Genomic DNA, 24,731 nt, shown 5'->3' with positions numbered 1-24,731 from the left:
AGTTATATGGAACTTTGGAGTGGCTCATATTTTTTTAGAAAAAAAATAAGTTCCATTTGGATGTTTTTAGCTGCGAAGTTAGTCTTAATCACGTGGATACACGGTGTGTATGCAGGAACTAAAAAAAGCCAAATTAGAAATAATGAGGTTTGATCAGGAATTTACTTCTCTCCTTCGGCGGCCAACTAAAGGTGAGATAGAAAAATACAGCTATATCCATTTTTAGGAGTTTTTCCATGGACAAATTTTTTAAGGTTTCAGCGTTAACCGCAGCAATGTTTGGTGTTGTTGCTGTCGCTCCAGCTACAGCGTCTACTGAAAGTGCAGCAGGTGGCGAGTACGTAGAGAAAGTGAACGAATTTATGCAAGACTCAAGTCTGAATGCATTATTCATAGTTGATACTCGTTCACGAACTCGTACAACAGGTAAGCCCGGCGGTGAAAATGGTGACCGTTGGAGTCGTCTAAACTACTCTTCTTACAACGCAATTTTAGACTTCACTTCTGGCTACCACGATGGTTGGGTGGGCGCAGATGTTGCGGCTTACTACTCTGGCGATCTTTACAACGATAGTCTTTACAATTCAAACGAAGGCTACCTATGTAACGAAATCTCAACTTGTAACAACCTAGACTGGGGTGCAGGTGATGGTCAGCAGCTTAAAGTTTACAAAGCAGCGCTGAAATTCAAAGCAAACGAAAACTTTAATGCTCGTTTCGGTATGTTACAGGCTGGTGGTAACGGTACAATCGGTAACGTTTGGAGCTTTGTACCTGGTACTTACCGTGGTTTCGAACTAAACGCTAAACTTGGTGATTTCAACCTAAGCTACTTTGGCGCAGACCAATTTACAGCACCTTGGCTGCTTCACGAAGATGATTACGCACCAGCGCTTTGGTCTGACACTTCATGGAGCTACCTACACTCTCTAGGCCTAAACGGTAACCTAACTGACAGCTTGTTTATGCAACTTGGTTTGGGTCAAGCTACTGGCGTTCAATATGCAAATGGTGTTGACTGGGGTGCAGGTCAAGTAACTAGCTACCACAACGAAACTGACAACACTTCTTACAAGGCTTACTTGAAGTACACTGTTAGTGACCGTACAACTCTAGCATTTGATTTCTACGGTGTTGACGATGATGTGAAATACGATGGTCTAGGTTTCCACACTGGTCTATCTTTGAATCAATCTTTCGGCAAGCTAGCTTGGATGTCTGAGTTGCGCTACACAGACACAGATAACCGTGCGGACTTCGTTCCTCGTACTATTCATACATATGGTATGAACAATGGTACTTGGTCTCAGTGGTGGGACGCGCTGTCTGACTGGAACAAAGCGGGTGAGCTAGCATGGTACAACCGTCTATCTTACAACCAAGGTAACGGCTGGAACTACTACCTAGGCTTTGGTTACGGTACTGGCGCTGACTCTGCAGCAAGCGGAGCATCAGGTGACTGGGATTACGAAAGCGAATACGCAGTTAACGCAACAGTATCTTACTCACTACAAAGTGGCGCGCTTAAAGGTTCTACCATTCGTTTACACGGTACAATCCTAGAACGTGATGAGTACGCAGGTGCTGGCGATGCGGATGAAACAGACTTACGTCTACAAGTTCTTATCCCTTACAGCTTCCACTAATACTTAATTAGATAATAAAAGGAGCCGCTAGGCTCCTTTTCTATTTCACTTCTCGGCCGTCGTATATTTTGCAATATAACGGTGGCAACATATGTACATTACCGTTTGGCAACTCACACTTTATCTCTGGGCCTAACGTACGACCACCGGATGCACCATTAGCATGAGTGGTTAACGGAATTATGGCAAAAGATATTACTAATAGACCAGATAAAAATCTCATAATAATCACCTTAATATAAACTTTAAATATCTACGTGCTTGTATAAACCGTGACTACGCAGAAAGGCAAGGTTGAATAGGGCTATTATATCAAACTAAGCTCTTACTTCTTTACTATTCCCATTCCCCACCTCTAAATCGACACATTTCACTTGGAATATTCGTAACGTCGCCACTTGGCATCTTACATTCGACTATAGGTCCCAAATTAGTTGTACCGCCGTTTCCGTTGTTGTAGGCAAAGGAAGAAAAAGAAAAAATACCGCACAACATTAAAAAGAGAAGCTTATTCATAGTACATCCTCTTACTTACCAAATAAAAAGCACTCAACTTAAATGCTTATGCGTTAAGTATGTATCCGAGGATAAAAAGATCAAAAAATAATTCAATAAAGTTTTATTTTTTAAAATAAATTTAGATCGATAATTTACCTAGATATATTTCTATCTTATTGATTGTCGTGTGTTGAATAATTAAATAATAGGAAATGGTAGGTAGGGTATTAATAATATTACTAATACTTATTTTTTTCTCGATTTTAATTAAGGTAATGAAATGAAAGCAGTTGTTTAGATTAAAGTAATGGAGCATGATTTGCCCCATTACTTTGGCATAAATTAATTAGAATCAGGCTCAATGATTAAAATAATACCTTCAACATCGGTGATTCTTACGCGGGTACCGGCTGGAAGTGCTTGATCCGATTGTGCGGACCATGTGGTATCGGCTACCTTGATGCGATTGAGCCCGACGGAAAAGTCTTCTTCAAGGATAAGAGTACGCCCAATTAACTGCTTGTACTTTTGGTTCAGATCTCTTTCTTGGTCTTCTTGCTTGTCTTTAGACCATTGTCGTCGCCACCAAAGCCAGGTGGTGATTAAGCTGAAGCTTGCAAAGCAAAGCCATTGCAATTGCCAGCTCATTGGCAAAACGGTCATGAGTGCTCCAACGATAAGTGCAGACATCCCGAGCCAGAGAAAATACCCTGCGGTACCAAGTAGCTCAACTGCTAAAAGAGCAAAGCCAAACGCTAGCCAATGCCAGAAAGAGATACCTTCCAACAAACTAAAAAAGTCCATAAATTATTCTTTATCTTGCTGTTTAAACATTTCTGCTATCCCTGCAACCGAGCCCATTAGTCCGGTTGCTTCTAATGGAAGCATAATGATTTTACCATTTTCGGCTTGACCAATGCTCTTGATCGCTTCGGTATAACCCTGTGCAATGAAGTAATTGACGGCTTGCATGTCACCTTTTGCAATGGCTTCGGAAACCATGTAAGTCGCTTTTGCTTCTGCTTGCGCGGCACGCTCACGTGCTTCTGCATGGAGAATAGCAGACTGCTTTTCGCCTTCAGCTTTTAATATCTCTGATTGTTTATGACCTTCGGCCTTTAATATCTCAGCTTGGCGAACCCCTTCTGCTTCAAGAATTTCCGCACGCTTATTACGCTCGGCTTTCATTTGCGCATTCATTGCAGCGGTCAGATCGGCTGGTGGCTGGACATCTTTAATCTCAATTCGTGTGACTTTTACGCCCCAAGGGTTTGTTGCTTGGTCAACAATCGCCAACAGCTTAGAGTTGATCATGTCGCGTTGGCTCAGCATTTCGTCCAGTTCCATTGAACCTAAAACGGTACGAATGTTCGTAAGGGTCAAGTTTCTAATAGCGTGTTCTAAGTCGTTGACTTCATAAGCCGCTTTTGCAGCATCGATCACTTGAACAAATCCGACAGCGTCAATAACCACGTTAGCGTTATCTTTTGAAATGACCTCTTGCGCAGGAATATCGAGAACGCGCTCCATCATGTTTACTTTTTGACCAACTTTATCAACGAATGGAATGATCAAGTTTAAACCCGGCTTTAATGTGTGGGTGTAGCGTCCGAAGCGTTCAACTGTCCAGTTGTTTCCTTGCGGAACCGTTTTAATGGCTGAAGATAAGATAACGACAGCAAGAACGACGAAAATACCGATGGTGATCAGTGAATCAATTGGCATGAGTTATTCCCTTAAGTGCATAATATTCGATCCATTTTTACCTATTTATAGACAATAGACAATTGAAGTTCTGAGACCTTTGAGAGGTTATTGGTTTTTTATATGACAAAGGCCGGAAACACCGGCCTTTGTCATTGCATGGTTTTACTCTCGCTATTTTGCGGGGTATTCAATCCAACTTGAACCATCAAGAGAAACATAATATTTCCCTTGTACTTCAATCACAGTAGAGCCTGAGTTCTGCGCGACAACTCGTGTTTCTGGTAGGTTCTCTGTCAATATTGAAGGGCTAAACGTCTTACTTTGATAAATGTTTTTATCCAGGATATTCGAAACGAGCTGCGACAATGCCAGATAGCTAGATGGCTCGCTTACGTGTTCGGTGTCGCCCTGACGCTGAATTCCTTCTCCGAAGATTTTAATTCCTACCGGTGTATGAATGATTGTCGGTGCAGGAATTTCTCGCATACCCGAAATTTGCATGCGGTCTCCTCGCATTCCACCACCATGTTCTGGTACCAAAGCGACAACGATGTTGCGTTTTGAGGACTCTAAGGTTTTAAAGAACGCGTGGAGATCATCAAGCAAATTCTTAAGGCGCATTTTGTAGCTAGCAATAGATGTGCTTGAATTCGCATTGATGATCCTGTTGCCATCATGTAGTGAAATTGAGTTGTAGAGTGCCACGACTTTGTCGTCACTACTGTTAAGTCTTTGCTGCCACCAGTTATCCAATACTTGCTTATCGCGGAAGATCGAAGAGCCATCAAAAGATTTTTGGTAAGGAGTTAAGTCTTCTTGAGACATAAGAGCCGCTTGTAAGTCGCCGTCTTTTTTGATCAATTCAAGGAAGCTATCAAAGACACCATTGTGGTTCATCAGTAAATTTTCTGTGAAGCCTAGCTCTTTCAAACTTTCGAACAAGTAGCACTGCTTTGATGGTGCTGGCTGGAACAGTTGACTGTGTTCCTGTTGACCACAATTGGCTCGTAACAGACGAATGACCGCAGGCCCGCTGTATGACGTTGCAGAGCTAAAGTTGTCGAACATGATGTCAAATTCTTTGAATAGAGGATGATCGGCCAGTCCTGCAATTTCGATGTCATCCCACGCGACCGAGCAAATACTCAAGAACAACAAATCGAAAGGAGCATCCATTACGCTGTTGGTATCGAATGCCACACGTCGAGAAGCTTCTTTAGAAAAGAAATCTGCAGTTAACGTGTTGAAACTGGCATCATTAATTTCCGTTATTTGAGGTTGTTTGCTAGCAGTAACCTCGGTTGTCGGCTGTTGTTGAGCTACTTCTGCAGCCACTGTTGTCTGAGGTTCAGTCGTCATAGGAATACTTATATAGACCATCGCAATAACCACAAAGACTGAAACTCTAACGAACTTGCTCAAAATAAAGTACGCACCACACAAAGCGAGCAATCCGAGTATTGCTTGGAATGATAAAAATCGTCCCAAAAGCTCGACCAGATAACTCAATTCAAACTGCATTAACTGTCCCGCTTGAGCCCAAAGACGGTCTAGAGGAGGTAGGTAAGAATCGTAATGCAAGAGCCACGCTGCGGCGACAAATACAACGATATGACGTACCGCATTTAGGCTTTTCATCGAGATAGGAAGCAGGATGAAGATCAACAGCGCAAAGTTTTCTATTGGATGGAAATCGATGATTCCTTGAAAATAGAGCGCTGTTTTTGCGATAAAGTAAATATTCCACCAGCCCAATCCTATAGTAGAGGGGGTAGAGTCATGAGAATGCGATATCATTACTTAAGCTTCTTAGTATTAGTGGCTGATGTATCTAGCTCAAAATAGCGCGAGCGTTTTAAGTGCTTGTGGTAAAAGCGTCGGGTAGCGTTTACTAGGTCACGGATAAAGTATCCTAGGAGTAGGCCAATACCTGAGTTGATAATCACGGTCAGTAAAAAATCGTTAATATTCATGAACGCTCCTTGAGCTCGATGGTTTTTTTCACAGCAAACAAAGGAGGAACATCAGTAATGGAGTTAGTGGCGGTATGGAATATTTTCCTCTCTGTCGCCAGAGCTGAAACGTCGTCGGATATGACGGCTTCATCTTGAACGATGAATTTTAACTCTGTTTCGATATCTAATTGAGTATCAAACGTGTGAGTTGAATGAAATAAGTCTCTCACTGGGAACTCAAATATATTGTTGAGTGCAATATCAATATCGCTATGTCGAATAGCACTGAACAAGACATATAGAGCTTTGTTGCAGGCTGTCACAACGTCGCCATCTCTTCGAATATGGCAAAGACGTAAACATTCCTCTGCCGTCATACCTGGTAATAAGTTCAGCTTGATAAGCGCAAAGTTCACATTTGAGTGTGTTGAGTGGGAAATGACGTCAATACAGTATTGGCTAAAGTCCTGGTTTTGTAAGTAGCCTTTGCTACCAAACTTAAGGTCATACTTTAAGAGCGCCTCTAAACTGTCAGGAATTGGGCGTGTAAGCATCTGGCCTTGAATTGCTTCAACCTGAGTCATAAAGCGCATTGGGGGGATTTGCGCGTGAGAAATGAAGTTTGCCCCCGAGCGAAGTAAGAACTTTTCATCTGCATATCTCAGACATTGTTGGGTCTCCCTGACAATAATCTTTAGCTGACGGCCATACGCGGACCTTAAACGGTAGCAATCTAACGCGATCTGTTGAACTTCGCTTTGGTTATCACAGCTGAAAACAATAGTTGAAGAGCGAGGGTTGTCTAGCATCGCTATGAGTCCTTGATTGCTCTCTGCCACACGCATCCCTTTTGGGGCTTTCACGCTTTCTCTGAAAGCTCTTCTGCTGACATAGATTCTATCGCTATCCGATTTGTCTTCTGGCATGACATGAGATTGATGCGTTTCGTAAGACGTTGCTTTTAGTGTTTTATCTTTAGTTTTAGTGAGAATGTATTCGTGTTGGGTAATTACACCGTGTTTATTGGACCAAAAATCCACAAGATAGCAGTAGCGAGCGTCATCTAATGATGTCATGGTCGCCAAACCTGCAATGTGTCTATTATGAGAAATAAGAATGGGCTTTAATAGTGAAGTCGTCAGATGCCCATATATACAAACACTAATAGTGATTTTTTTATTATTTGCCAGCTCATTTAAGCTTTGTAGAAAGACACTTATAAAATCATCATTAGTTGATGATAGTAGCGAGTCTGGAACAACTAATAGACATGTAGAAAACTTCTTTATGTTCGTTTGGTGAATGTCTTTAGCAAGATTTATAGCTTTGGGTGTTTTTTTTGTGAATTTATGACTAAGAAAAAAACACTGTTCAAGGTGGGTTTTAGATAAGTCATTGAATTTCATTAAGGCTTCATCATTCAATGTGGACAAAAAAGTTTCTTTGTCTGTAAAGCTTGTAAGTGAAGTGTTGTCATTTTCCGGTAGTGTACTGAACAAATAATCAATAAGCATCTGTTTATGAGTAAATAAGTTTACATAAACAGAGTTTATCTCTCGTTCGTTTTTAATAGCAGATGATTCAGAGAGTGATGACATAAAGAGCCTTAAATCAATAACTTAATGTGTTTTGTGAAGCTCACAATCCGTTGTATGCTAATCGTTACAATTTTGATTTTCTTAGTGACAAGAAAATGACGCTAAGATATTAAACGAAATTGATCAGAAATTAAAATAGTTATAGCATGTGCTTCACATGATGTTTATGAGTTTAAAATCAATAGTCTCTAAGTCTATGATTCTCATTTAAAATATTTAAATTTCTTATGTGTATTAAATGGATGGTAACAATTCATTATTGTAATCCTTTTTTCTGAAGTTAAATATTATTTAGGCCTTTGTTATTTATATGGGCTATAAATAAACTTATTCACATTCATCATCGTTCTATAAATATGAGACGCATAGGTCGATGCGTCAATTTTTTAACAATGGAATTTATACTGAAAATGATAGTGGCGGGATTGCTGTTATCTCAGTTTAAGCTCCGTTACATTGTGAAAAATTCTATGACTGAGTCTGCAAAAGATATTAATTCGATCTACTCTTCTTATAACTTAACTCAATACACGTATATTGAAACAACAGAAAACGAGTCTTACGTACAAGTTAAAAATAAGTGGCAAGTCTTCAAAGCCAACGGTGCTCGTAATGTTCTATCTTTGGTACGTAATACGCAGAAAAATTCAGAAACGGAAGCGATATGAAGCGCCTTCTATTTGTTAGTTTAAAAGGCGGCTGTGGCTCAACGACCGTCGCTGCGAATTTGGCACAAGCGTTAGTTAAGATAAATAAACAGGTACTGGCCATTGAGGTGGTGCCTAATAGTTTACTGCAAGCTCATCTTGGCTTGCCGAGGGAAGAGCAAGGAGGCTGGGCGAAACAACTTCTTTTAGATAAGCCTTGGACCCAGGCTGGTTATGAAAGCCCACAAGGTGCACTTTTTTTACCGTTTGGCCATCTGAATTCTGAGCAGTTAAAAGCGTTTTTTAATGAGCGTTCTCACTATCTATCAATGCTAGGTGAAATGACGTTGCAAGTGAGCGAAAACCGTGGTGAGCAGTGGCTGCTTTTTCACGCCGACTTAGCAGAGCTTACTGATCCTGAAGTGCGATCTTTTGTCGACTCAATGGATATGATTGTGGTGGTGGTAACGGCAGACGCCCTGAGTTATCTCACTCTTCAATCTTGGCTACAACATGAAGAGCTATCGAGATTGCTTCGCTCTGACAAATTACGTTTTTTGGTGAATAAGTATCAGCCAGAAACCGAAATTGGTCGTGATTTCATGTTGGTGCTGAAAAAGGAACTTAGCGAATCCTTGATTCCTGTTTCGATTCATCGAGATACGGCATTGCTTGAATGTGTGGCAAACCTGACGACCGTTCAACACTATTCGCCATCGAGCCAAGCCGCAAAAGATTTTCAGTCTTTTGCTTTTTGGTGTGTATCAGCGTTATCAAGCGCTCAGGACCAAAGCTAATTTATGCGAAGTCTTAATCTGATTTTCCAACGTTGGGTAGTGGATCAATTCAGACTGCAGAAGAACGCTTACGAGCAAGCCTGGAATTGTAAAACAAACTGGGTTGGTGAGTGTGCTTTGTCTTTTTGGTTTTCATTGAGTTTTGTATTTTTAAAGCCGGTTATTTCGGGTGTTCCCTCATGGAAACTGCCTTTGGTTTACTATCCAAACGTTAATTTTGCTGCGCCAAGATGGTTTGATCCTGTACGTTTTATTATCCAAAGCGTGTGGTTGCTTTGCTTCAGGCAAAACGTAAATACAGCATGGTCCAAAAAAACCAGCAGCTTAGCGATGACTTTAGCCGAGCAAATTCGCAATGCGTTCTACTTGCCATTTGAAGTGGTTGCAAAAGGCGTCCGCTGGTTAGAACAGACAGCGAACAACATCAAAGATCCACAAGTTCGAGAGCGTATTAAAGCAAGTAAGTCCGCGATGGCGTTGAACTACACTTTGCTGTTTTTCGTGGTGTTAATCGCTTTGCTTTGTTTTACGGTGCCATTTGGTTATCAGGCTCAGACTGTCTTTGTGCTGTTACTCTGGGCATTAGCGATGATGGTCCGTCGCATGCCGGGTCGTTTTCCTACCATGCTTTTGATCATCTTGTCGGTTACGGCCTCATGTCGATACTTGTGGTGGCGTTATTCGTCTACCCTGAACTGGGACGATCCTGTTGCTTTGTTTCTAGGGGGCGTTTTACTTCTAGCTGAGACGTATTCTTGGATTGTGCTGATGCTTGGCTATTTCCAAAATATCTGGCCATTGAATCGCAAACCAGTATCGATGCCACCGGATCAGTCAACTTGGCCAACCATTGACTTGATGATCCCTACTTACAACGAAGATCTCGATGTTGTGAAAGCGACGGTTTATGCCTCGTTAGGTGTCGATTGGCCGAAAGACAAACTTAACATCCACATTCTGGATGACGGCAAGCGTGATAGCTTCCGAGATTTCGCCAAAAGTGTAGGGGTGAACTACATCCGCCGCCCAACGAATGAACATGCGAAAGCCGGTAACATTAACTATGCGTTGAAGCAGACCAGCGGTGAGTTTGTTGCGATTTTTGACTGTGACCATATTCCTACACGAGCATTTTTTTCAGCTCACAATGGGGATGTTCCTGAAAGATCCAAAGTTGGCGCTTATTCAGACGCCGCACCATTTTTTCTCACCGGATCCTTTTGAGCGTAACTTATCGAACTTTCGTAACGTGCCAAACGAAGGCAACTTGTTTTACGGCCTGATTCAAGATGGTAACGACTTATGGGATGCGACTTTCTTCTGTGGCTCGTGCGCTATTTTACGTCGAGAGCCTTTAGAGGAAGTCGGTGGTATTGCAGTCGAAACCGTGACGGAAGATGCGCACACGTCTCTGCGCATGCACCGTTTAGGCTATCGTTCTGCATATCTTAAGCAGCCGATTTCTGCTGGTTTGGCGACAGAAACATTGTCTGCACATGTTGGGCAACGCATTCGTTGAGCTCGCGGGATGGCGCAGATATTTAGGGTAGATAATCCATTGACTGGAAAGGGGCTTAAGCTCTCTCAACGGCTTTGTTACGTCAATGCCATGCTGCACTTTCTATCTGGTATCCCGAGGATTGTATTCCTGATCGCACCCTTGGCTTATTTGTTGCTGCATTCCTACGTGATTTATGCACCAGCGCTGGCGATCATTTTGTACGTATTACCCCACATGATTCACGCCAGCATGACCAACTCTCGTATGCAGGGTGACTACCGTTATTCGTTTTGGGGTGAGGTATACGAAACCGTGCTTGCTTGGTATATCGCAAGGCCAACAACGGTGGCTTTGTTTGCGCCCCATAAAGGGACATTCAACGTAACGGCAAAAGGCGGTTTGGTTGAAAAGTCTCACTACGATTGGGTGATCTCTCGACCATATTTGGTTTTGGTTGCACTCAACATTTTGGGCTTCGCTGTAGGGATTTACCGAATGGGGTGGGGGCCTCAAAATGAAATCGGTACAGTTATCGTGAATCTCGTATGGACGATGTACAACCTGTTGATTTTAGGTGCTGCCGTTGCGGTTGCAGTAGAAGCTAAACAAGTGCGAAAAGATCACCGAGTAGAGGTGGCGATTCCTGTCGCGGTTAGGCTTAATTCTGGGCATTTAATACAAGCGCAGATGAAGGATTTCTCTTTGGGGGGCGTGCGCATAGAAATTGACGGGGTCGATGAACCAACCTGTGCTTACTTACTCGGTCAAACCTTAGAAGTGATCCTCAATCGAGGTGGCCAAGAATTCGTGTTCCCTATGACGGTTGCCTATGCTCATAAGGGGATATTTGGTTTACAACTCAACGAATTGTCTCATCAACAACGAATCCAATACGTCCAATGTACATTTGCACGTGCAGATACATGGGCGAAATGGCAACAAGGTTATCAATCAGATAAACCTCTATCGAGTATGCAGGCTGTACTGCAAGTCGGCTTTAATGGATACAAACGCTTGCTGCAACATTGTCCTAAGTTTGTTCAGGTCAGTGTGAATGCACTTTTATTTTGTATCGAATTTATTTGGTCACTAAGACCTCGTTATGTCCCAATCAGGACCTCAAGTCATGCTAAATAATAAAAAACTAACAGCGTTGACAACGGCTATCACTCTCATGTGTATGTCGTGCAGTCTCGCGGCACAAGAAGTAAGTCAGCAACAAGCAACGCCTTTGGCACAGCAAGATGCTGAAGATTCGACCGTGTTTAAGCGCGTCATCCCATTTAGTCAATTAGGTTACAGTGGTTCAATTGCTATCCAAGGTAGTGAGGCCAGTGCTTATATTGGTTTCGGTTCGCGACTCGATGAGGTGGTATCTAAAGCAACGTTGCACTTTGATATCACACCTTCGCCAGCGTTGCTCTCTTTGGTTTCTCACGTCAAAGTGTATTTGAACAACGAACTTATGGGAGTAGCGTCAATCGTCGATGGCCAGCAAGGCAAAAAGTTGAGCTTATCTATGCCGCTGGACACTCGTTACTTTAGTAATTACAACCAAATTCGCTTTGAGTTAATAGGGAATACTCAGAAACACTGTGCTAATCCCAATGACTCGAGCATTTGGGCTGAGATTAGCCAAAGTAGTCGAATTGAGATGCTTGCTCAAAAGACAGTGCTGGAAAGTGACTTGAGTTTGTTACCGGCTCCTTTTTTTGATGTCCGTGATTTCAGCCAGTTAAATCTGCCTGTCGTGATGGGTAGCAAATACGATTTAGATGATGTCAAGGCTGCCGGTGTCTTGAGCTCTTACTTTGGTGCTCTTGCGGGTTGGCGTGGTGCTCAATTCCCTTTTAGTGTCGACACGTTACCTAAGCGCAACGCCATTGTCTTTGTTACCAATGACAACAAACCTGAGTTTCTGAGAGATTTTCCAGACACGGATGGCCCTCGTCTTCAAGTCATCACTCATCCAACAGACCCGTACGTGAAGTTTCTTCTGGTGACAGGCCGTGACAGTAAGGATCTTAACATTGCGGTGCAAGGTTTGGCGTTGGGAAACCAACTTCTTACTGGACCAATCGCGAAGATTAATGAAGTCAAACAAATCAAACCACGAGTCCCGTACGATGCGCCAAACTGGGTGAGTACGGCTCGTCCTGTTGCATTGTCTGAGTTAGTCGAACAAAAAAGCATGCTGCAAGTGGAAGGCCGAACGCCTCCACCAATCAACGTAAGTTTGCGTTTACCACCCGATCTCTTTACTTGGCAAAGCCGTGGTATACCGATGGATCTTAACTATCGTTATTCACCGCCTGCTGCGGATCATTCCGGCTCTCGTCTGACTTTGAGTATTAATGACCAATTCATTGAGGCGTTCAACCTAACCACAAAAGGTCAAGGTGGAGAATCTAACCGTATACGTGTTCCTTTGTTAGATGATGGCATTCTAAGTGGTGATACGTTTGTTCGCATTCCGGCTTTTAAGGTGGGTAGTCAAAACCGAATCGAGTTCGAATTTGGCTTTGCTTCGGTGACCGATGGGCAGTGCCAGGTAACGCAGCCAAGTAAGCAATACGCGGTTATTGATGGTGACTCTACGGTTGATTTTAGTGGTTTCCCCCACTACATCGAAATGCCAAATATGCGCGCTTTTGCTACATCCGGTTTTCCTTACACTCGCATGGCTGATTTGTCAGAAACTGCTATTGTTGTTCCAGAGAGTGCTCCAAAAGAAGTGTTGCAAACCTTCTTAAACGTCATGGGGTCATTGGGACGTGACTCTGGGTACCCAGGTATTCAGGTGCTTTTGACAGATAAATGGAATGCTGAGCAACTAAAAAATAAAGATATCCTGACGATTGGTGTTGTGGATGCATTAGAAGAAGCCGCTAATAATCCTGACCAAGTTAACTTAGTGGTTAAAGAGGGTCAGAGACAAATTCGCCTACCAAGCAAAAATGAAAAGCAGCTCGGAATGAACTGGATGAGTCCAAGTGATGCTCGTCAAGCCGCCGCAGATTATGTTTCTGTCGAGGCAGAAGGCTCTTTTGCTGCTATTTATGGTGCAGAATCGCCATTTACGAAAAAACGCAGCGTCATTTCTATTATGGCGGCTCACCCGTCAGATTTTTCGTCGGTTGATCGCGCGTTGGCTGACTCCGGTAAAGTGGAGCACATGTTTGGCTCGGTGGTGACGTTGAGAAATAACGAAGTAGCAAGCTACAACGTGGGTTCGCACTACTATGTCGGTAAGCTTCCTGTGTGGCAGCTCGTTTGGTATCACTTCTCTAATCACCCAGTCATCGTTGCGTGCTTTGCCGCCTTGCTAGTGGTGATCGTAACCATTGTGCTTTGGCGCGTATTACGTCAAGTCGCGTCTAGACGTTTAGAAAAAACTGAGGAAGAGGAATAATGAAAAAACTCATCTCGTTCCTTATGTTGTTCGTGTCTCCTTACTTGTGGGCTAACACCTGCGAGTGGCCACAATGGGAAACATTTAAGTCGGTATACATGGAGCAAGGCCGAGTCGTTGATGGCAGTGACGAGCGTATGATTACAACCTCGGAAGGCCAATCTTACGCATTGTTCTTTGCCTTGGTTGCCAATGACCCTAAAACCTTCGATCAGGTTTTAAAATGGACTCAATCACATTTGGCTGGTGGGGATTTGACGGCAAGGCTTCCTGCTTGGTTGTGGGGAAGAAAAGAAAATGGTCAGTTCGGAGTCTTGGATTCTAACCCAGCGTCAGATTCAGATTTGTGGATAGCTTACTCCCTTGTTGAGGCGGGGAGATTATGGAATAACTACTACTATCAGACCCTTGGACATCTGATCGCGAGTCGTATTTTACGTGAAGAAAGCGTCAACATAGCGGGAGTTGGAACGGTATTGTTGCCAGCTCCAACGGGCTTTGATGCCGACGGCCAGTACCGTGTGAATCCGAGTTATGTTCCGTTACAACTGATTGCTCGTATGCAGTCGCTGTACCCGCAATACAACTGGGATTCAATGTACAAGGCAAGTGTTCACATGCTAGAGAAAACGATGCCAGCTGGCTTTAGCCCAGACTGGGCAGCATTGAGAAATGGTCGTTATAGCTCAGATGTGGTTACAGGGCCGATGGGCAGTTACAACGCGATCCGCACTTATCTTTGGGCGGGTATGCTAAATGACCAAGTTTCAGAAAAAGCAGTATTAGTACAAAAAATGCAGCCGTTTGTCGCGGCAACCAAAGCCCTTGGTGCGCCAGCGAGAGAAGTAAATACTGAAACGGGTAAATATACCCAAGCAGGAAGCGCAGGTTTTTCTGCTGCGGCTCTTCCGTTACTCGCGGCTTCTGGTGAATCTACGCTGTTGGAGACGCAGTTTCGTCGTGCTCAAAATGAACTTGTGGTGGACAAAAACGATCATTATTACGACAACGTATTAAGTCTATTTGGGCTTGGTTGGCATGAAGAACGTTACCGTTTTGGTGTGCAAGGTGAATTGCTTCCTGTATGGAGCGAGAGATGTCAGTAACAGGACGCGTGTTATGGTGGATTCCACTGGTTGCTTTGGCGGCTGGTGGCGTCGGCACTGTGCATGCAGAAAGCTTTAGCTCAAAACCTCTGACAAAGTCGCAGCTCGCACAGGTCTACAAGCCTATCGAGCTGGTTCAATTTTCCACATCATTAGCACGAGTTGACTCGGTTGAGTGGTTGGTTGAGCAGCTAAAACTGGCGGATGCGATTGGCCGAGATGATATTGTCGAGAGTACTCTGGAGAGGCTGTTCGCGATTGAAGAAAGCAATCCAACGGGGCTTTTCTATCAAGCGAATATGTATCTGAAACGTAAGCAGCCAGAATTAGCAAAACCGGTATTTGAGCGCTTAATCAGACAGGCGCCTCATTCGACTCAAGCGAAAAACTTGTCATCGATTATGGCTATTCAGGGAGAGAAAAGAGCGGATTATCAGCGCGCTCAGTTGCTTGCAAAATCTGGTCGTTACGATGAAGCGATTCAAGCTTACAAAGCCCTTTTCCCAAATGGAATGCCATCACCAGCGTTACAACTGGAATTCCTACAGTTGCAAAGTAATTTGCCAGGCAGTTGGAGCTCGGTAAAACAGGGACTGGAACGTTTAAATGCAAATTATCCTAGTGTTCCGTCTTTTCAACTCGCGTTAGCCAACCACATTCGCAAAGAGAATCCTGCTGATCCATGGATTCTCGATACCTATAAAAAGTTAGCGCTTGCTCCTTCGGTTGGAACAAATGCGGCAACGTCGTGGTTGCGTGCATTGGATCAATTGCCTATTTCAGATCAAGTTGTTCAGCAATATGCCATCTTAGCTAGCTACTACCCGTCTGACATGGAGATACAAAGAGCGAATCAAAGCGCGAAAGATCGCTGGAAAAAGGAAAAGGAACTACGCAAAGACCCCACTTATCTCGCCAAGCTCAAAGGGTTAGCGTTGCTCGAGGAAGATAAAACCGGCCAAGCAGAAGCTCAGCTGCGTTATGCGTTGACGACTCGTCCGCAAGATCCTGAATTGCTTGGTGCTATGGGTAAGGTTTATCTACGTAGAGGGCAGCAACAAAAAGCGCTCGGATACTTTAAACAGGCTCAGCACTTAGATCATAATCCTGACTCGGCCTCAAAATGGGCAGCGCTAATCGAGACTTCTCAATATTGGGCGTATCTTGATCAAGGTGATGCCTTGGTCGAAAAAGGCCAGTTTAAGCAAGCAGAAAGCGCTTATCAAAAAGCGATTCAAGTAGATAAATCCCAACCTTATGCTTATTCATCATTAGGCTCTTTGTATCTGGTACAAGAAAATTATGCCGCGGCAGAGAAGGTTTTCAAACAAGCTTTGCAACTGGATAGCAGCAATAGCTCTGCATTGCGTGGTCGCTTAGATGTTCGTATTCAGCAGCAAGATTGGTCTGGCGCGGAAGCACTCGCGCGCAGTTACTCAGCCCCACAGCAGAAAGTGGTCGCTGAAAAAATAGCGAGCATCAAGTCGGAAGTTATTTTGACTCGTCTGCGGATCGCAATCGCTCAAAATGATCAGGCAACGATGAAAGCGTCCGTAGAGGAATTGATTGCGCTACAGCCAACCTCCCCATGGTTAAGGCTTGATATTGCTGACGTGGTTCATTCAATGGGCGACAAAGTACGCGCGGATACGCTGATGTCCGATTGGGCTACATCTAGTAATGACCCTGAAATGAAATTTGCTTACGCGCTTTATCTCGCGCAGGACTTCAACGTGAATGAGGCCATCGCTGAGCTAGAGAGTATCGCACAACATGACATGACAGACGCAATGCAGCGCAATTTAACCCGCTTGAAGCTTGATGCTCAGTTGAGAGACATTCAAACGCGTTACTTAGCTTCTCCCGAATCAGTAATGGCGATATTACGTGCGCTAGAGTCGGATTATCAAGGTCAAATTCAACCGCTCGCTCGTCTAGTGAGTGCGTGGTTAGACATTGATGAAGTTAAGGAAGCTGAGAGGATTTTCCAAAACATTTCGCTTTCAGAAGATTGGTCAACCGATGACAAACTGGCTTACGGCAGCATGATGGTAAGCTTGAATCACTTTGAAGATTTTGATCGTTGGTACGCGGACTTAGCATTAAATTCCGCAACACAAGATTTAAGTGCTTCGGAAGCATTACAGCTTGATGAACTCAAAACCCGTCGACTGTTGAGTCAAGCGGATCTGATGCTGGTTAATCAACAGCCTAAGCTTGCGTTGGATTTGTATGAACAAGTTTCTTTAAAGCCTGAGCCATTTAAAACTCAAGCAGAAATTGGCATGTTGCAAGCTAGTGCTTTGACTGGGTATGAAGCGACGTATCACGACATGCACCTCATTTTGAATAAAAAGCGCGATAGCTTAACTGCGGCACAGTTGATGACAGTGGCCGCGGTGTTTAATCAACAAGGCTATCGAAATGACGCTAATGCGCTAAATCAGTTGTTGGATGCGATGCCTGATGCTGACGCATTAGCATTTCGCAATAGCATGTCTATAGCAATGGAAAATCAACAGTGGGCGTTAGCTGAAACACGCGCCTATCAAGCCTTAAATCGTGACCGAATGGATAAAAATCGTGAACCTGAAGAGGCGAAAAAAGAACCCCTAAGCTTACGCGAGCTATATGATACTGCTGACGACTACTGGTTGACTCGTAACGTCAAATCGGACATCGATAAACTGCATGATCGGAGTGATGGGCATGTCATGATTGGCTGGGATTACAGTGCACGAGATGGCCGTAATACTTCGAATCAAGTGCCCATAGAAGCCCGAATCCCGATAGAGAGCTGGGATGGGCACCTGTTGCTAAAAGCCGATTATGTTTCTATCGATTCAGGTCAGTTGGACTATTATGAAAAAACCACCGATTCTGACAGCACTTCGTTCCAAAATGACGCATCAGGTATGGCATTTGGAGTGGGCTGGCAGGCTGAAGATTGGTTGGTCGATATCGGCACGACACCAATTGGTTTCGACCATACCACATGGGTTGGTGGTGTGCGCATCAATGGGGACCTGGGTGAGTTCGGTTGGACGGCAGAAGCTTCGCGTCGCCCTGAGACCAGTAGCGCGCTTTCTTATGCTGGAATGTCTGTCCCTAGCGGCACGACTGACCCTCAAGGGACTAAATGGGGCGGAGTTGCTCGTACTGGTGTGAAGTTGAGCTCAAGTTGGGACATTGGTGGCCCTTACGGTTTTTGGAGTAGCTTGCAGTATCATGTTTTGACTGGTGAAAAGGTTGAGGACAACACTCGTTTAGGCGTGCTAGGTGGAGCGTACTACAAGTTAATTGCAACGGATGACCAGCGTTTAAGTATAGGTACGAACTTAATGTACCTTGATTACGACAAAAATCTGGGTGAGTACACGCTAGGTCACGGTGGCTACTACAGCCCGCAAAGTTACTTCTCGGTGTCTTTACCTATCAACTTTTATGGCCGATACAACAGTTCTTGGTCATATCAATTGAGTGCATCCGTCTCTAACTCTTGGACTAAGGAAGACGCGCCATACTTATCGACAGTAGCGGAGTCAGACAAGGGTGGTGGTTTTGGTACGTCGTTGCAAGCGGCGGTGGAAAAGCGAGTCAGCAAACGTTGGTATCTTGGTGCGTTAGTCGATGTACAACGTTCTGAGTTTTATACACCAAACCATTTCATGCTTTATGCCAAGTACACCTTTAATGATCGTTGGCAACCAATAGAGTATCCGCCAGCAGCACCAACGTTGTATAGCGACTTCTAACAAAAAACAAAGGCCGGAAATCCCGGCCTTTGTTGTCTTATTCTTAGAAGAATGCGGCGCTTAGTACAAAATTGAGTAAAGCTGGCGACGATATTTGCTTGCTAATGCGTTACCTTGACCTAGTGCACTGAGAATATCCATAAAAGTCTTCTTCACGTCACCGTCTTGGGCGCCCAAGTCTTTTTTAAGAATATTCCACAGCAGTTCCAACGCTTCTTCATCCCGACCAACTTGGTTGTATTGTACCGCCAATTCACAAGCGAGTTCGAAGTTTGCCATGTCTGCTGCGTATGCTTGTTCTAGTCGCTGTAACTCAGGGCTATCTGCAGCCTGCAAATGCAGCTCGAGCTTGGCTATTAGGCTCTTGTAGTAGTTATCTTGATACTCGAGAGGGATAGCGTTCAGTAGTTCTTGGGCAATATCAAATTGTTTGGTTTCTAGCAAACAATCAGCCATCGCGAGTTTCACATCACCACGCTCTTGCAGCTCTGGCGGCAAAGTGTGGATGATGCTCAAAGCCTGAGCATGCTCACCTTGCTGAAGAAGTTCACTGACTTGTTTTAATAGTTGTTCATCTGGGCTTGGCAAATGCTTTTGTAGCATGGTAGCAATGGCATCAATTGGCTGGGGGCCTCCTAGACCATCGACGGCTTGACCATTTATAAACAGCGCGATAGTTGGCAATACTTGCACGCCAAATTGAGACGCTAAAGCGGGCTGATCTTCACAATTTAGTAGAGCAAGCGTAAATGCACCGTTGTACTGTTGAGCAAGAGATTGCAACTCAGGGAGTATCTGTGCGCTTTCTGGTTGAGCGTTGGCCCAAAAGTGGATCAAAACGGGCGTGTTCATTGATCCTTCAAGCGTTTCGCGAAAGTTCTGTTCTGTTATCTCAACGATAAATGGGGATTGCATCAGAGTATCCTTGCCTTGTGTCTTGTCGTTGATATTAGATATGGAGTTGATTTAGGTGAAATTCAAGCGACATTCACCATCAATAATGAATCATTCTATTTTGAGAAAACGTGAGGTAATAGAGTGAGGTTATTGCTGCTCAGGTGTTAGATAAAAAGAAAACGCTGCCGAAGCAGCGCAATTCTAATGCTATTTGTTAGTGCGGTATCAAAATAGGATGAACATGGTCAACACTACACCCACACTAAGCCAGTTAAGCTGATTTAATGTCATTGTTGCCTCGCAGTAGTATAAACATTGCTACAAAACGTAATGGGTGGCGATACCAAATCTAAGCAACTCAATCACTTTGGGCGAAAGAATCCCCGCTGAATTGCGTAGAAATTGATTCGTTTAGTTGAGGTTTTTTTAACCTACATGTTCATAATGACATCACATTGTTACGGTGAAATTACATTTCGACAAAACTTTTTTATGCAGCCTGTCGCAAAATTTTATCAAGTACACGGGTTGGTAATAGTCTTTTCAAGACTGCGAATAATTTAGTCGGTGTAGTAATTCGATAACGAATTTTCGGTGAAACGCTAGTTAATGCATGAAGAACTGGTGCGATGCAAGACTCTGCAGGCAAAACAAATCGATTATTAGACTTGTCGTTGTTGAGTCGCTCTCTTTGTCCTTCATAAGCATGACGATGGGGGCTAGATTCAATATCAACCCACTTCTCAAAGGCTCGTAATGCATTGTTTCTAAATTGAGTTTCGATCGGTCCTGGTTCTATCAATGCCACTTTGATATTCGTATCCGCAAGCTCTAGCCTGAGCGTATCTGTCCAGCCTTCTAAGGCAAATTTTGATGAATTATAGGCGCCACGGTATTTCATTGCGGCAAAACCAAGAACAGAGCTGTTTTGTATGATGCGTCCTTCGCCTTGCTGGCGCATATGAGGAAGCACCTCTCTGACCAACTGGTGCCAACCAAAAAAGTTGGTCTGAAATTGATCTTGAAGAGCCTCGGTGGGTAAGTCTTCCAGTGCTCCGGGCTGACCATAGGCACCATTATTGAACACTGCGTAAAGCTTACCTTCTGCTAACTCTAGCGCTTGCTTCACGCCCGAAGAAATGCTTTCTGGGCTATTTAGGTCTAGATTGATGCAGGTTAGCCCTTCATTAATTAGGCGCTGGACATCTTGTTCTTTCCTACAAGATGCAATGACATTAAATCCCTTGTTTTGTAGGGCGTGAGCGCACACGTAACCGATGCCGGTTGAACAACCCGTAATAAGAATCGACTTTTTCATAATTTAATTTAAGACTCAGAAACATTGATTGGAGCCATCATTCATCAGCTCCGGTCATGAAGCAAGTGCTTGAGTGCTGGCTCTATTCTGGAGTAGCTAAATTTAAAGCCCAGTTCGGTGAGTTTTTTGGGTTTGGCTCTCATGCTATCAAACAATAAGCAGGAAGATTCTCCCATTAGGAGTTCCATCGCCCATTTAGGCGTGAACAAGATATGCGGACGTTTTAGCGTTTTAGCTAGTGTGCCGCTGAATATACGATTAGTCACAGGATGGGGGGCGCACATATTGAATGCACCGTGAGCATGTGGTGTTTCAAGCAAGTACATGATGGCGCGGACCATATCTAGGATGTGAATCCAAGGCATGTACTGATTACCGTTCCCAAGTGGGCCGCCTACGCCAAGCTTGTAAGGTAATAGCATCTTTGCCAACGCACCACCATTAAGGCCGAGTACCACGCCAGTTCTCATTAGACAAACCCGTGTTTGTTCCGACTCTGCGCGCTTAGCTATTTGCTCCCACTTTGCACAAACCTCGTGAGGAAAGTCGTCGCTATTAACATGTAAGCACTCATCAAACGGATGATCTTGTTGATCACCATAGTAGCCAACTGCCGAGCCACTAATAAAAACAGAGGGAGGTTCGGTACTTGCGTGGATCAGCTCAACAATTTGCTCGGTAATTTTCCAACGACTTTTGCAGATTTTTTCTTTTTGCTCGCTGGTCCACCTTTTATCCGCAATAGGCTCACCTGCAAGATTAATGACGGCATCAACGTGATTGAGATCGGCGAACGATTCGAGCGAGTCAAGGTATTCGATATTACCCAGATCAGCATGCTGTAGGCGTTGTTTTGCTCGCTCTGGAGAGCGTGTAAGTAGCATAACTTGGTGAGTTGATAGCAGCTTGAGCAACTCCGAGCCAATAAACCCAGTGCCACCTGTGAGTAATATCTTCATGTTATCTCTTTGAATGTACACGTATTAGAACATTATAGTCGTTTTGTGCTTAGCTTGATCATCTCAACACCATTATTTCTAGGATAGTGACAAGCTGACAGAGAGGCTATTAACTTCACATATTAGTAAATATGTAACTAAATGTTATAGATGGCGCTAGTGTATTCACGGTAGAAGAGTGAAATCTATGCCAGACTAGAAGTTATCGCTCATTGGAACGAGCGTAATCAGTTTGCACAATCAAGGAGGATAGGCATGGAAGCATTTGTTGCGCTTTTTCGAGCGCTCCTCAATAGTGCTCGTGACTTATTACCCATCATCATTGTTATCACTTTTTTCCAATTAGTCGTTTTGCAAGAGCCGCTGCCCAACCTGGTCTCCATTCTTTTTGGCTTGTTGCTTGTCGTTTTAGGATTAACCTTTTTTATCTTTGGCCTAGAACTTGGTCTTTTTCCTATCGGAGAGAGTATGGCTCAAGCCTTTGCAAAAAAAGGCAGCGTGTTTTGGTTATTAGTCTTTGCGTTTTGTTTGGGGTTTGGCACCACGATAGCTGAACCTGCATTAACCGCGGTAGCAGAAGAAGCATCAGAAGTTGCGGCAGAAGGAGGGATGATCACAAACTCAGAGCAATCCATGCAGGATTATGGACAAGGGCTACGAGTAACGGTGGCACTTTCTGTGGGGATCGCTATCGTTATTGGCGTTCTGCGCATCTTAAAAGGGTGGCCAATTCATTACATGATCATTGGTGGCTATGTAGGCGTTGTAATACTGACGTGGTTTGCACCTGAAGCCATTATTGGCGTCGCTTACGATTCCGGAGGTGTAACCACGTCCACCATAACAGTACCTTTGGTCACTGCTCTGGGCGTCGGTTTAGCGTCTTCTATTAAAGGGCGCAACCCTATGGTGGATGGCTTTGGTTTAATTGCTTTTGCCTCGCTGTTACCGATGATGTTTGTGATGGTTTACGGAATGGTCGTAACATGATTTCAATTGATCATTTCCTAGACACTTTATTATCGACCGTTAGAGACGTCGTTCCCATCGCCAGCATTATTTTTGGTTTTCAGTTAGCCGTGTTAAGGCGTCCTGTTAGCAACCTTAAGAAAGTTTTGCTTGGGTTCGTTTATGTGATTTTCGGGTTAGCTCTTTTTTTACTTGGATTAGAAATGGCGTTGTTTCCACTTGGGGAGACGATGGCTGTGCAATTAACGGCGCCGGAGTTTTTACAAGAGTTCAAAGTATCGGTAGGGAAAGCCTTAATGTGGGTCGACTATTATTGGGTTTACACCTTCGCCTTTTTTATAGGCTTTAGTACCACGATTGCAGAGCCTTCTTTAATCGCTGTAGCGATAAAAGCAAACCAAGTCTCTGGAGGCAGTATCAGTATTAACGGCTTGCGCGTAGCCGTTGCGTTTGGGGTGGCAATTGGTATTGCATTAGGGAGTTACCGGATTGTCGTGGGCGATCCCATTCATTATTACATCATCGCGGGTTACATCGTCGTTGTGATTCAAACGTTTTACGCTCCTAAGCTTATTGTTCCACTCGCCTACGATTCTGGAGGCGTAACAACTTCTACCGTCACTGTCCCACTTGTAACTGCATTAGGGTTAGGGCTTGCTTCGACCGTCCCTGGAAGAAACCCAATGATTGATGGCTTTGGCTTGATCGCGTTTGCCAGTCTATTTCCTATGATCTCTGTGATGGGCTATGCGCAAATAACCCAGTGGCTGAATAAAAACGTCTCGGAGGAAGAAGAAAATGCGCTTTAAATTGATACTTGCGTTTGTTGAAGACAGCAAAACAGACAAGGTGCTGGACGCTGCACGCGATGCTGGTGCGACCGGTGCAACAGTGATTAACAATGCTCGCGGGCAAGGTTTAAATCAAAAGCGAACGTTTTTTGGTTTAACGCTAGAAGTGCAAAAAGATGTGCTGCTGTTTGTGGTCGAGGAACATCTCTCTCGACACATATTAGAAACCATTAATGAGGTTGGTGAATTTGACAGAGAGTCGGGACAGGGCATTGCTATTCAGATCGATATTGAAGATGCAGTCGGTGTCGCGCATCAAGTAGAAACGTTGACCAAAGTGGTTGAGGATGAGTTATGAGCAGTCAAACGATAATTAGAGTTCGAGATGTTATGGCGGCAACGTATGTGATGGTTGATGGACTGATGACCGTATACGAAGGCATAACGCTAGCGAAAAAATACCAAGTCAAAGCGCTGGTGGTGAAAAAGCGAGATGATAATGATGAATATGGCATCGTGTTGATGAATGATATCGCCAAAAAGGTGCTGGCGAATAATCGTTCTCCTCAGCGCACAAATATTTATGAAATCATGACCAAGCCCGCTTTGTGTGTCGAACCAGATATGAACGTAAAATATTGTGCCCGTTTGTTTGAGCGATTTGGCATAAGCAGAGCGCCGGTCATTGAAAGTGGCGAGGTCATTGGGATGGTGAGTTATAACAATATTGTCATCAATGGTATGGTGCGAGAAGAAGTGTAATAGGTTGATATAAATGAAAAATCAACGATTTTTTCTCAAGTCAGCGACTGTTACAAAGAACTAAAATATTTAATATATGTTAGGTTGCATATGTGTTGATTCACCATTATTCTTTGCGCCCTAAGCCTAATGTCGAGGAATCTGTATCATGCCTTTAGTCTCTTGCCCCGTGTGTGAGAAACAAATCTCAAAACGCGCTCATGCATGTCCAGGATGCGGAGAGCCCGATCCGCTGCACCATCTAGCCAAATCAAAATTTATGTCGATGGTGTTTTGGATACTGGTGTTGGTTGGAACAGCGTATGCAGCATGGTTCTATGTTTTGCCTATGGTCATTGAATCATTGCGCTATCAGTAGTATTCAAACCGTCGTAGGTTGAGCTGCTAAAAAAATGCCGTAGAATGACCTCATA

19 protein-coding genes and 1 pseudogene are annotated in these 24,731 nt (G+C 43.9%); 12 read left to right on the top strand and 8 right to left on the bottom strand.

Annotation, left to right across the window (positions count from 1 at the left end; all coding sequences use genetic code 11):
* Positions 1–236 precede the first annotated feature (236 nt).
* Positions 237–1,646, top strand: a complete 1,410-nt coding sequence (locus tag R7Q11_RS16005; protein ID WP_005382055.1) for a hypothetical protein — start codon at positions 237–239, stop codon at positions 1,644–1,646.
* Between the two features lie 840 nt (positions 1,647–2,486).
* Here R7Q11_RS16005 and R7Q11_RS16000 read toward each other — a convergent pair.
* The 5 genes from R7Q11_RS16000 to bcsE all read right to left on the bottom strand — a co-directional run bounded on the left by R7Q11_RS16000 (position 2,487) and on the right by bcsE (position 7,404).
* Positions 2,487–2,948, bottom strand: coding sequence for an NfeD family protein (locus R7Q11_RS16000; RefSeq protein WP_017634826.1), 462 nt, complete (start codon positions 2,946–2,948; stop codon positions 2,487–2,489).
* A 3-nt stretch (positions 2,949–2,951) separates the two neighbouring features.
* Positions 2,952–3,869 (bottom strand): SPFH domain-containing protein, encoded by a 918-nt coding sequence (locus R7Q11_RS15995; RefSeq protein WP_005382060.1) that lies wholly within the window; start codon positions 3,867–3,869, stop codon positions 2,952–2,954.
* A gap of 153 nt (positions 3,870–4,022) precedes the next feature.
* Positions 4,023–5,648, bottom strand: coding sequence for a cellulose biosynthesis protein BcsG (gene bcsG, locus R7Q11_RS15990; protein WP_161441055.1), 1,626 nt, complete (start codon positions 5,646–5,648; stop codon positions 4,023–4,025).
* Positions 5,648–5,824 (bottom strand): hypothetical protein, encoded by a 177-nt coding sequence (locus tag R7Q11_RS15985; RefSeq protein WP_225466571.1) that lies wholly within the window; start codon positions 5,822–5,824, stop codon positions 5,648–5,650. Before R7Q11_RS15985 ends, bcsG begins: the two co-directional genes overlap by 1 nt.
* Entirely contained in the window at positions 5,821–7,404 is a 1,584-nt protein-coding gene (gene bcsE / locus R7Q11_RS15980; RefSeq protein WP_053303303.1) for a cellulose biosynthesis protein BcsE, read from the bottom strand. The genes R7Q11_RS15985 and bcsE overlap by 4 nt, the downstream gene beginning before the upstream one ends.
* Positions 7,405–7,874: 470 nt before the next feature.
* Between bcsE and R7Q11_RS15975 the strand changes: the two genes are divergently transcribed.
* The 6 genes and pseudogenes from R7Q11_RS15975 to R7Q11_RS15950 all read left to right on the top strand — a co-directional run bounded on the left by R7Q11_RS15975 (position 7,875) and on the right by R7Q11_RS15950 (position 18,622).
* Entirely contained in the window at positions 7,875–8,072 is a 198-nt protein-coding gene (locus R7Q11_RS15975; protein ID WP_021034149.1) for a hypothetical protein, read from the top strand.
* On the top strand, positions 8,069–8,848 hold the full coding sequence (gene bcsQ / locus R7Q11_RS15970; protein ID WP_005382068.1) for a cellulose biosynthesis protein BcsQ: 780 nt from the start codon (positions 8,069–8,071) through the stop codon (positions 8,846–8,848). Before R7Q11_RS15975 ends, bcsQ begins: the two co-directional genes overlap by 4 nt.
* Positions 8,849–8,851: 3 nt before the next feature.
* A pseudogene (gene bcsA, locus R7Q11_RS15965) lies at positions 8,852–11,486 on the top strand (UDP-forming cellulose synthase catalytic subunit).
* On the top strand, positions 11,476–13,761 hold the full coding sequence (gene bcsB, locus R7Q11_RS15960; RefSeq protein ID WP_225466570.1) for a cellulose biosynthesis cyclic di-GMP-binding regulatory protein BcsB: 2,286 nt from the start codon (positions 11,476–11,478) through the stop codon (positions 13,759–13,761). Before bcsA ends, bcsB begins: the two are co-directional and overlap by 11 nt.
* Positions 13,761–14,867, top strand: a complete 1,107-nt coding sequence (gene bcsZ / locus R7Q11_RS15955) for a cellulose synthase complex periplasmic endoglucanase BcsZ (protein ID WP_225466569.1) — start codon at positions 13,761–13,763, stop codon at positions 14,865–14,867. The genes bcsB and bcsZ overlap by 1 nt, the downstream gene beginning before the upstream one ends.
* The gene (locus tag R7Q11_RS15950; RefSeq protein ID WP_161441527.1) at positions 14,858–18,622 is read left to right on the top strand and encodes a cellulose synthase subunit BcsC-related outer membrane protein; all 3,765 of its coding nucleotides are present in this window, start codon (positions 14,858–14,860) and stop codon (positions 18,620–18,622) included. The genes bcsZ and R7Q11_RS15950 overlap by 10 nt, the downstream gene beginning before the upstream one ends.
* A 60-nt stretch (positions 18,623–18,682) precedes the next feature.
* On the opposite strand, the gene R7Q11_RS15945 is transcribed toward R7Q11_RS15950, so the two are convergent.
* From R7Q11_RS15945 to R7Q11_RS15935, 3 genes are all read right to left on the bottom strand, one after another.
* Positions 18,683–19,537, bottom strand: coding sequence for a co-chaperone YbbN (locus tag R7Q11_RS15945; protein ID WP_005388628.1), 855 nt, complete (start codon positions 19,535–19,537; stop codon positions 18,683–18,685).
* Positions 19,538–20,009: 472 nt separating this feature from the next.
* Positions 20,010–20,837, bottom strand: a complete 828-nt coding sequence (locus R7Q11_RS15940; protein WP_064353702.1) for an SDR family oxidoreductase — start codon at positions 20,835–20,837, stop codon at positions 20,010–20,012.
* A gap of 44 nt (positions 20,838–20,881) precedes the next feature.
* Positions 20,882–21,796, bottom strand: a complete 915-nt coding sequence (locus tag R7Q11_RS15935; protein ID WP_047102894.1) for a TIGR01777 family oxidoreductase — start codon at positions 21,794–21,796, stop codon at positions 20,882–20,884.
* Positions 21,797–22,051: 255 nt separating this feature from the next.
* On the opposite strand from R7Q11_RS15935, the gene R7Q11_RS15930 reads away from it, so the two are divergent.
* The 5 genes from R7Q11_RS15930 (at position 22,052) to R7Q11_RS15910 (ending at position 24,676) form a co-directional block, all read left to right on the top strand.
* Positions 22,052–22,786 carry a DUF1538 domain-containing protein gene (locus tag R7Q11_RS15930; RefSeq protein WP_017634823.1) on the top strand — a complete coding sequence of 245 codons (735 nt, stop codon included), beginning with the start codon at positions 22,052–22,054 and terminating at the stop codon, positions 22,784–22,786.
* The gene (locus tag R7Q11_RS15925) at positions 22,783–23,574 is read left to right on the top strand and encodes a DUF1538 domain-containing protein (RefSeq protein ID WP_005382078.1); all 792 of its coding nucleotides are present in this window, start codon (positions 22,783–22,785) and stop codon (positions 23,572–23,574) included. Before R7Q11_RS15930 ends, R7Q11_RS15925 begins: the two co-directional genes overlap by 4 nt.
* A complete protein-coding gene (locus tag R7Q11_RS15920) occupies positions 23,564–23,914 on the top strand; it encodes a P-II family nitrogen regulator (RefSeq protein WP_005382084.1) in 351 nt (116 codons plus the stop codon). Before R7Q11_RS15925 ends, R7Q11_RS15920 begins: the two co-directional genes overlap by 11 nt.
* Positions 23,911–24,318 (top strand): CBS domain-containing protein, encoded by a 408-nt coding sequence (locus R7Q11_RS15915; RefSeq protein WP_031781352.1) that lies wholly within the window; start codon positions 23,911–23,913, stop codon positions 24,316–24,318. Before R7Q11_RS15920 ends, R7Q11_RS15915 begins: the two co-directional genes overlap by 4 nt.
* A 148-nt stretch (positions 24,319–24,466) precedes the next feature.
* Positions 24,467–24,676, top strand: a complete 210-nt coding sequence (locus R7Q11_RS15910; protein WP_005382086.1) for a hypothetical protein — start codon at positions 24,467–24,469, stop codon at positions 24,674–24,676.
* The last annotated feature ends 55 nt before the right edge of the window (positions 24,677–24,731 follow it).

Source organism: Vibrio sp. 970 (assembly GCF_033339075.1).
Note: the sequence above shows the minus strand (reverse complement) of the source record. Positions and strands in the feature narration are given on the sequence as shown.

What these genes read in the sequence shown, in the direction of transcription:
- R7Q11_RS15910 (WP_005382086.1), top strand. Translation starts at nt 24,467, where the DNA reads ATGCCTTTAGTCTCTTGCCCCGTGTGTGAGAAACAAATCTCAAAACGC.
- R7Q11_RS15995 (WP_005382060.1), bottom strand. Translation starts at nt 3,869, where the DNA reads ATGCCAATTGATTCACTGATCACCATCGGTATTTTCGTCGTTCTTGCT.
- bcsE (WP_053303303.1), bottom strand. Translation starts at nt 7,404, where the DNA reads ATGTCATCACTCTCTGAATCATCTGCTATTAAAAACGAACGAGAGATA.
- R7Q11_RS15945 (WP_005388628.1), bottom strand. Translation starts at nt 19,537, where the DNA reads ATGCAATCCCCATTTATCGTTGAGATAACAGAACAGAACTTTCGCGAA.
- R7Q11_RS15930 (WP_017634823.1), top strand. Translation starts at nt 22,052, where the DNA reads ATGGAAGCATTTGTTGCGCTTTTTCGAGCGCTCCTCAATAGTGCTCGT.
- R7Q11_RS15935 (WP_047102894.1), bottom strand. Translation starts at nt 21,796, where the DNA reads ATGAAGATATTACTCACAGGTGGCACTGGGTTTATTGGCTCGGAGTTG.
- R7Q11_RS16005 (WP_005382055.1), top strand. Translation starts at nt 237, where the DNA reads ATGGACAAATTTTTTAAGGTTTCAGCGTTAACCGCAGCAATGTTTGGT.
- R7Q11_RS15915 (WP_031781352.1), top strand. Translation starts at nt 23,911, where the DNA reads ATGAGCAGTCAAACGATAATTAGAGTTCGAGATGTTATGGCGGCAACG.
- R7Q11_RS15975 (WP_021034149.1), top strand. Translation starts at nt 7,875, where the DNA reads ATGACTGAGTCTGCAAAAGATATTAATTCGATCTACTCTTCTTATAAC.
- R7Q11_RS16000 (WP_017634826.1), bottom strand. Translation starts at nt 2,948, where the DNA reads ATGGACTTTTTTAGTTTGTTGGAAGGTATCTCTTTCTGGCATTGGCTA.
- bcsZ (WP_225466569.1), top strand. Translation starts at nt 13,761, where the DNA reads ATGAAAAAACTCATCTCGTTCCTTATGTTGTTCGTGTCTCCTTACTTG.
- R7Q11_RS15920 (WP_005382084.1), top strand. Translation starts at nt 23,564, where the DNA reads ATGCGCTTTAAATTGATACTTGCGTTTGTTGAAGACAGCAAAACAGAC.
- R7Q11_RS15950 (WP_161441527.1), top strand. Translation starts at nt 14,858, where the DNA reads ATGTCAGTAACAGGACGCGTGTTATGGTGGATTCCACTGGTTGCTTTG.
- R7Q11_RS15925 (WP_005382078.1), top strand. Translation starts at nt 22,783, where the DNA reads ATGATTTCAATTGATCATTTCCTAGACACTTTATTATCGACCGTTAGA.
- R7Q11_RS15940 (WP_064353702.1), bottom strand. Translation starts at nt 20,837, where the DNA reads ATGAAAAAGTCGATTCTTATTACGGGTTGTTCAACCGGCATCGGTTAC.
- bcsQ (WP_005382068.1), top strand. Translation starts at nt 8,069, where the DNA reads ATGAAGCGCCTTCTATTTGTTAGTTTAAAAGGCGGCTGTGGCTCAACG.
- R7Q11_RS15985 (WP_225466571.1), bottom strand. Translation starts at nt 5,824, where the DNA reads ATGAATATTAACGATTTTTTACTGACCGTGATTATCAACTCAGGTATT.
- bcsB (WP_225466570.1), top strand. Translation starts at nt 11,476, where the DNA reads ATGCTAAATAATAAAAAACTAACAGCGTTGACAACGGCTATCACTCTC.
- bcsG (WP_161441055.1), bottom strand. Translation starts at nt 5,648, where the DNA reads ATGATATCGCATTCTCATGACTCTACCCCCTCTACTATAGGATTGGGC.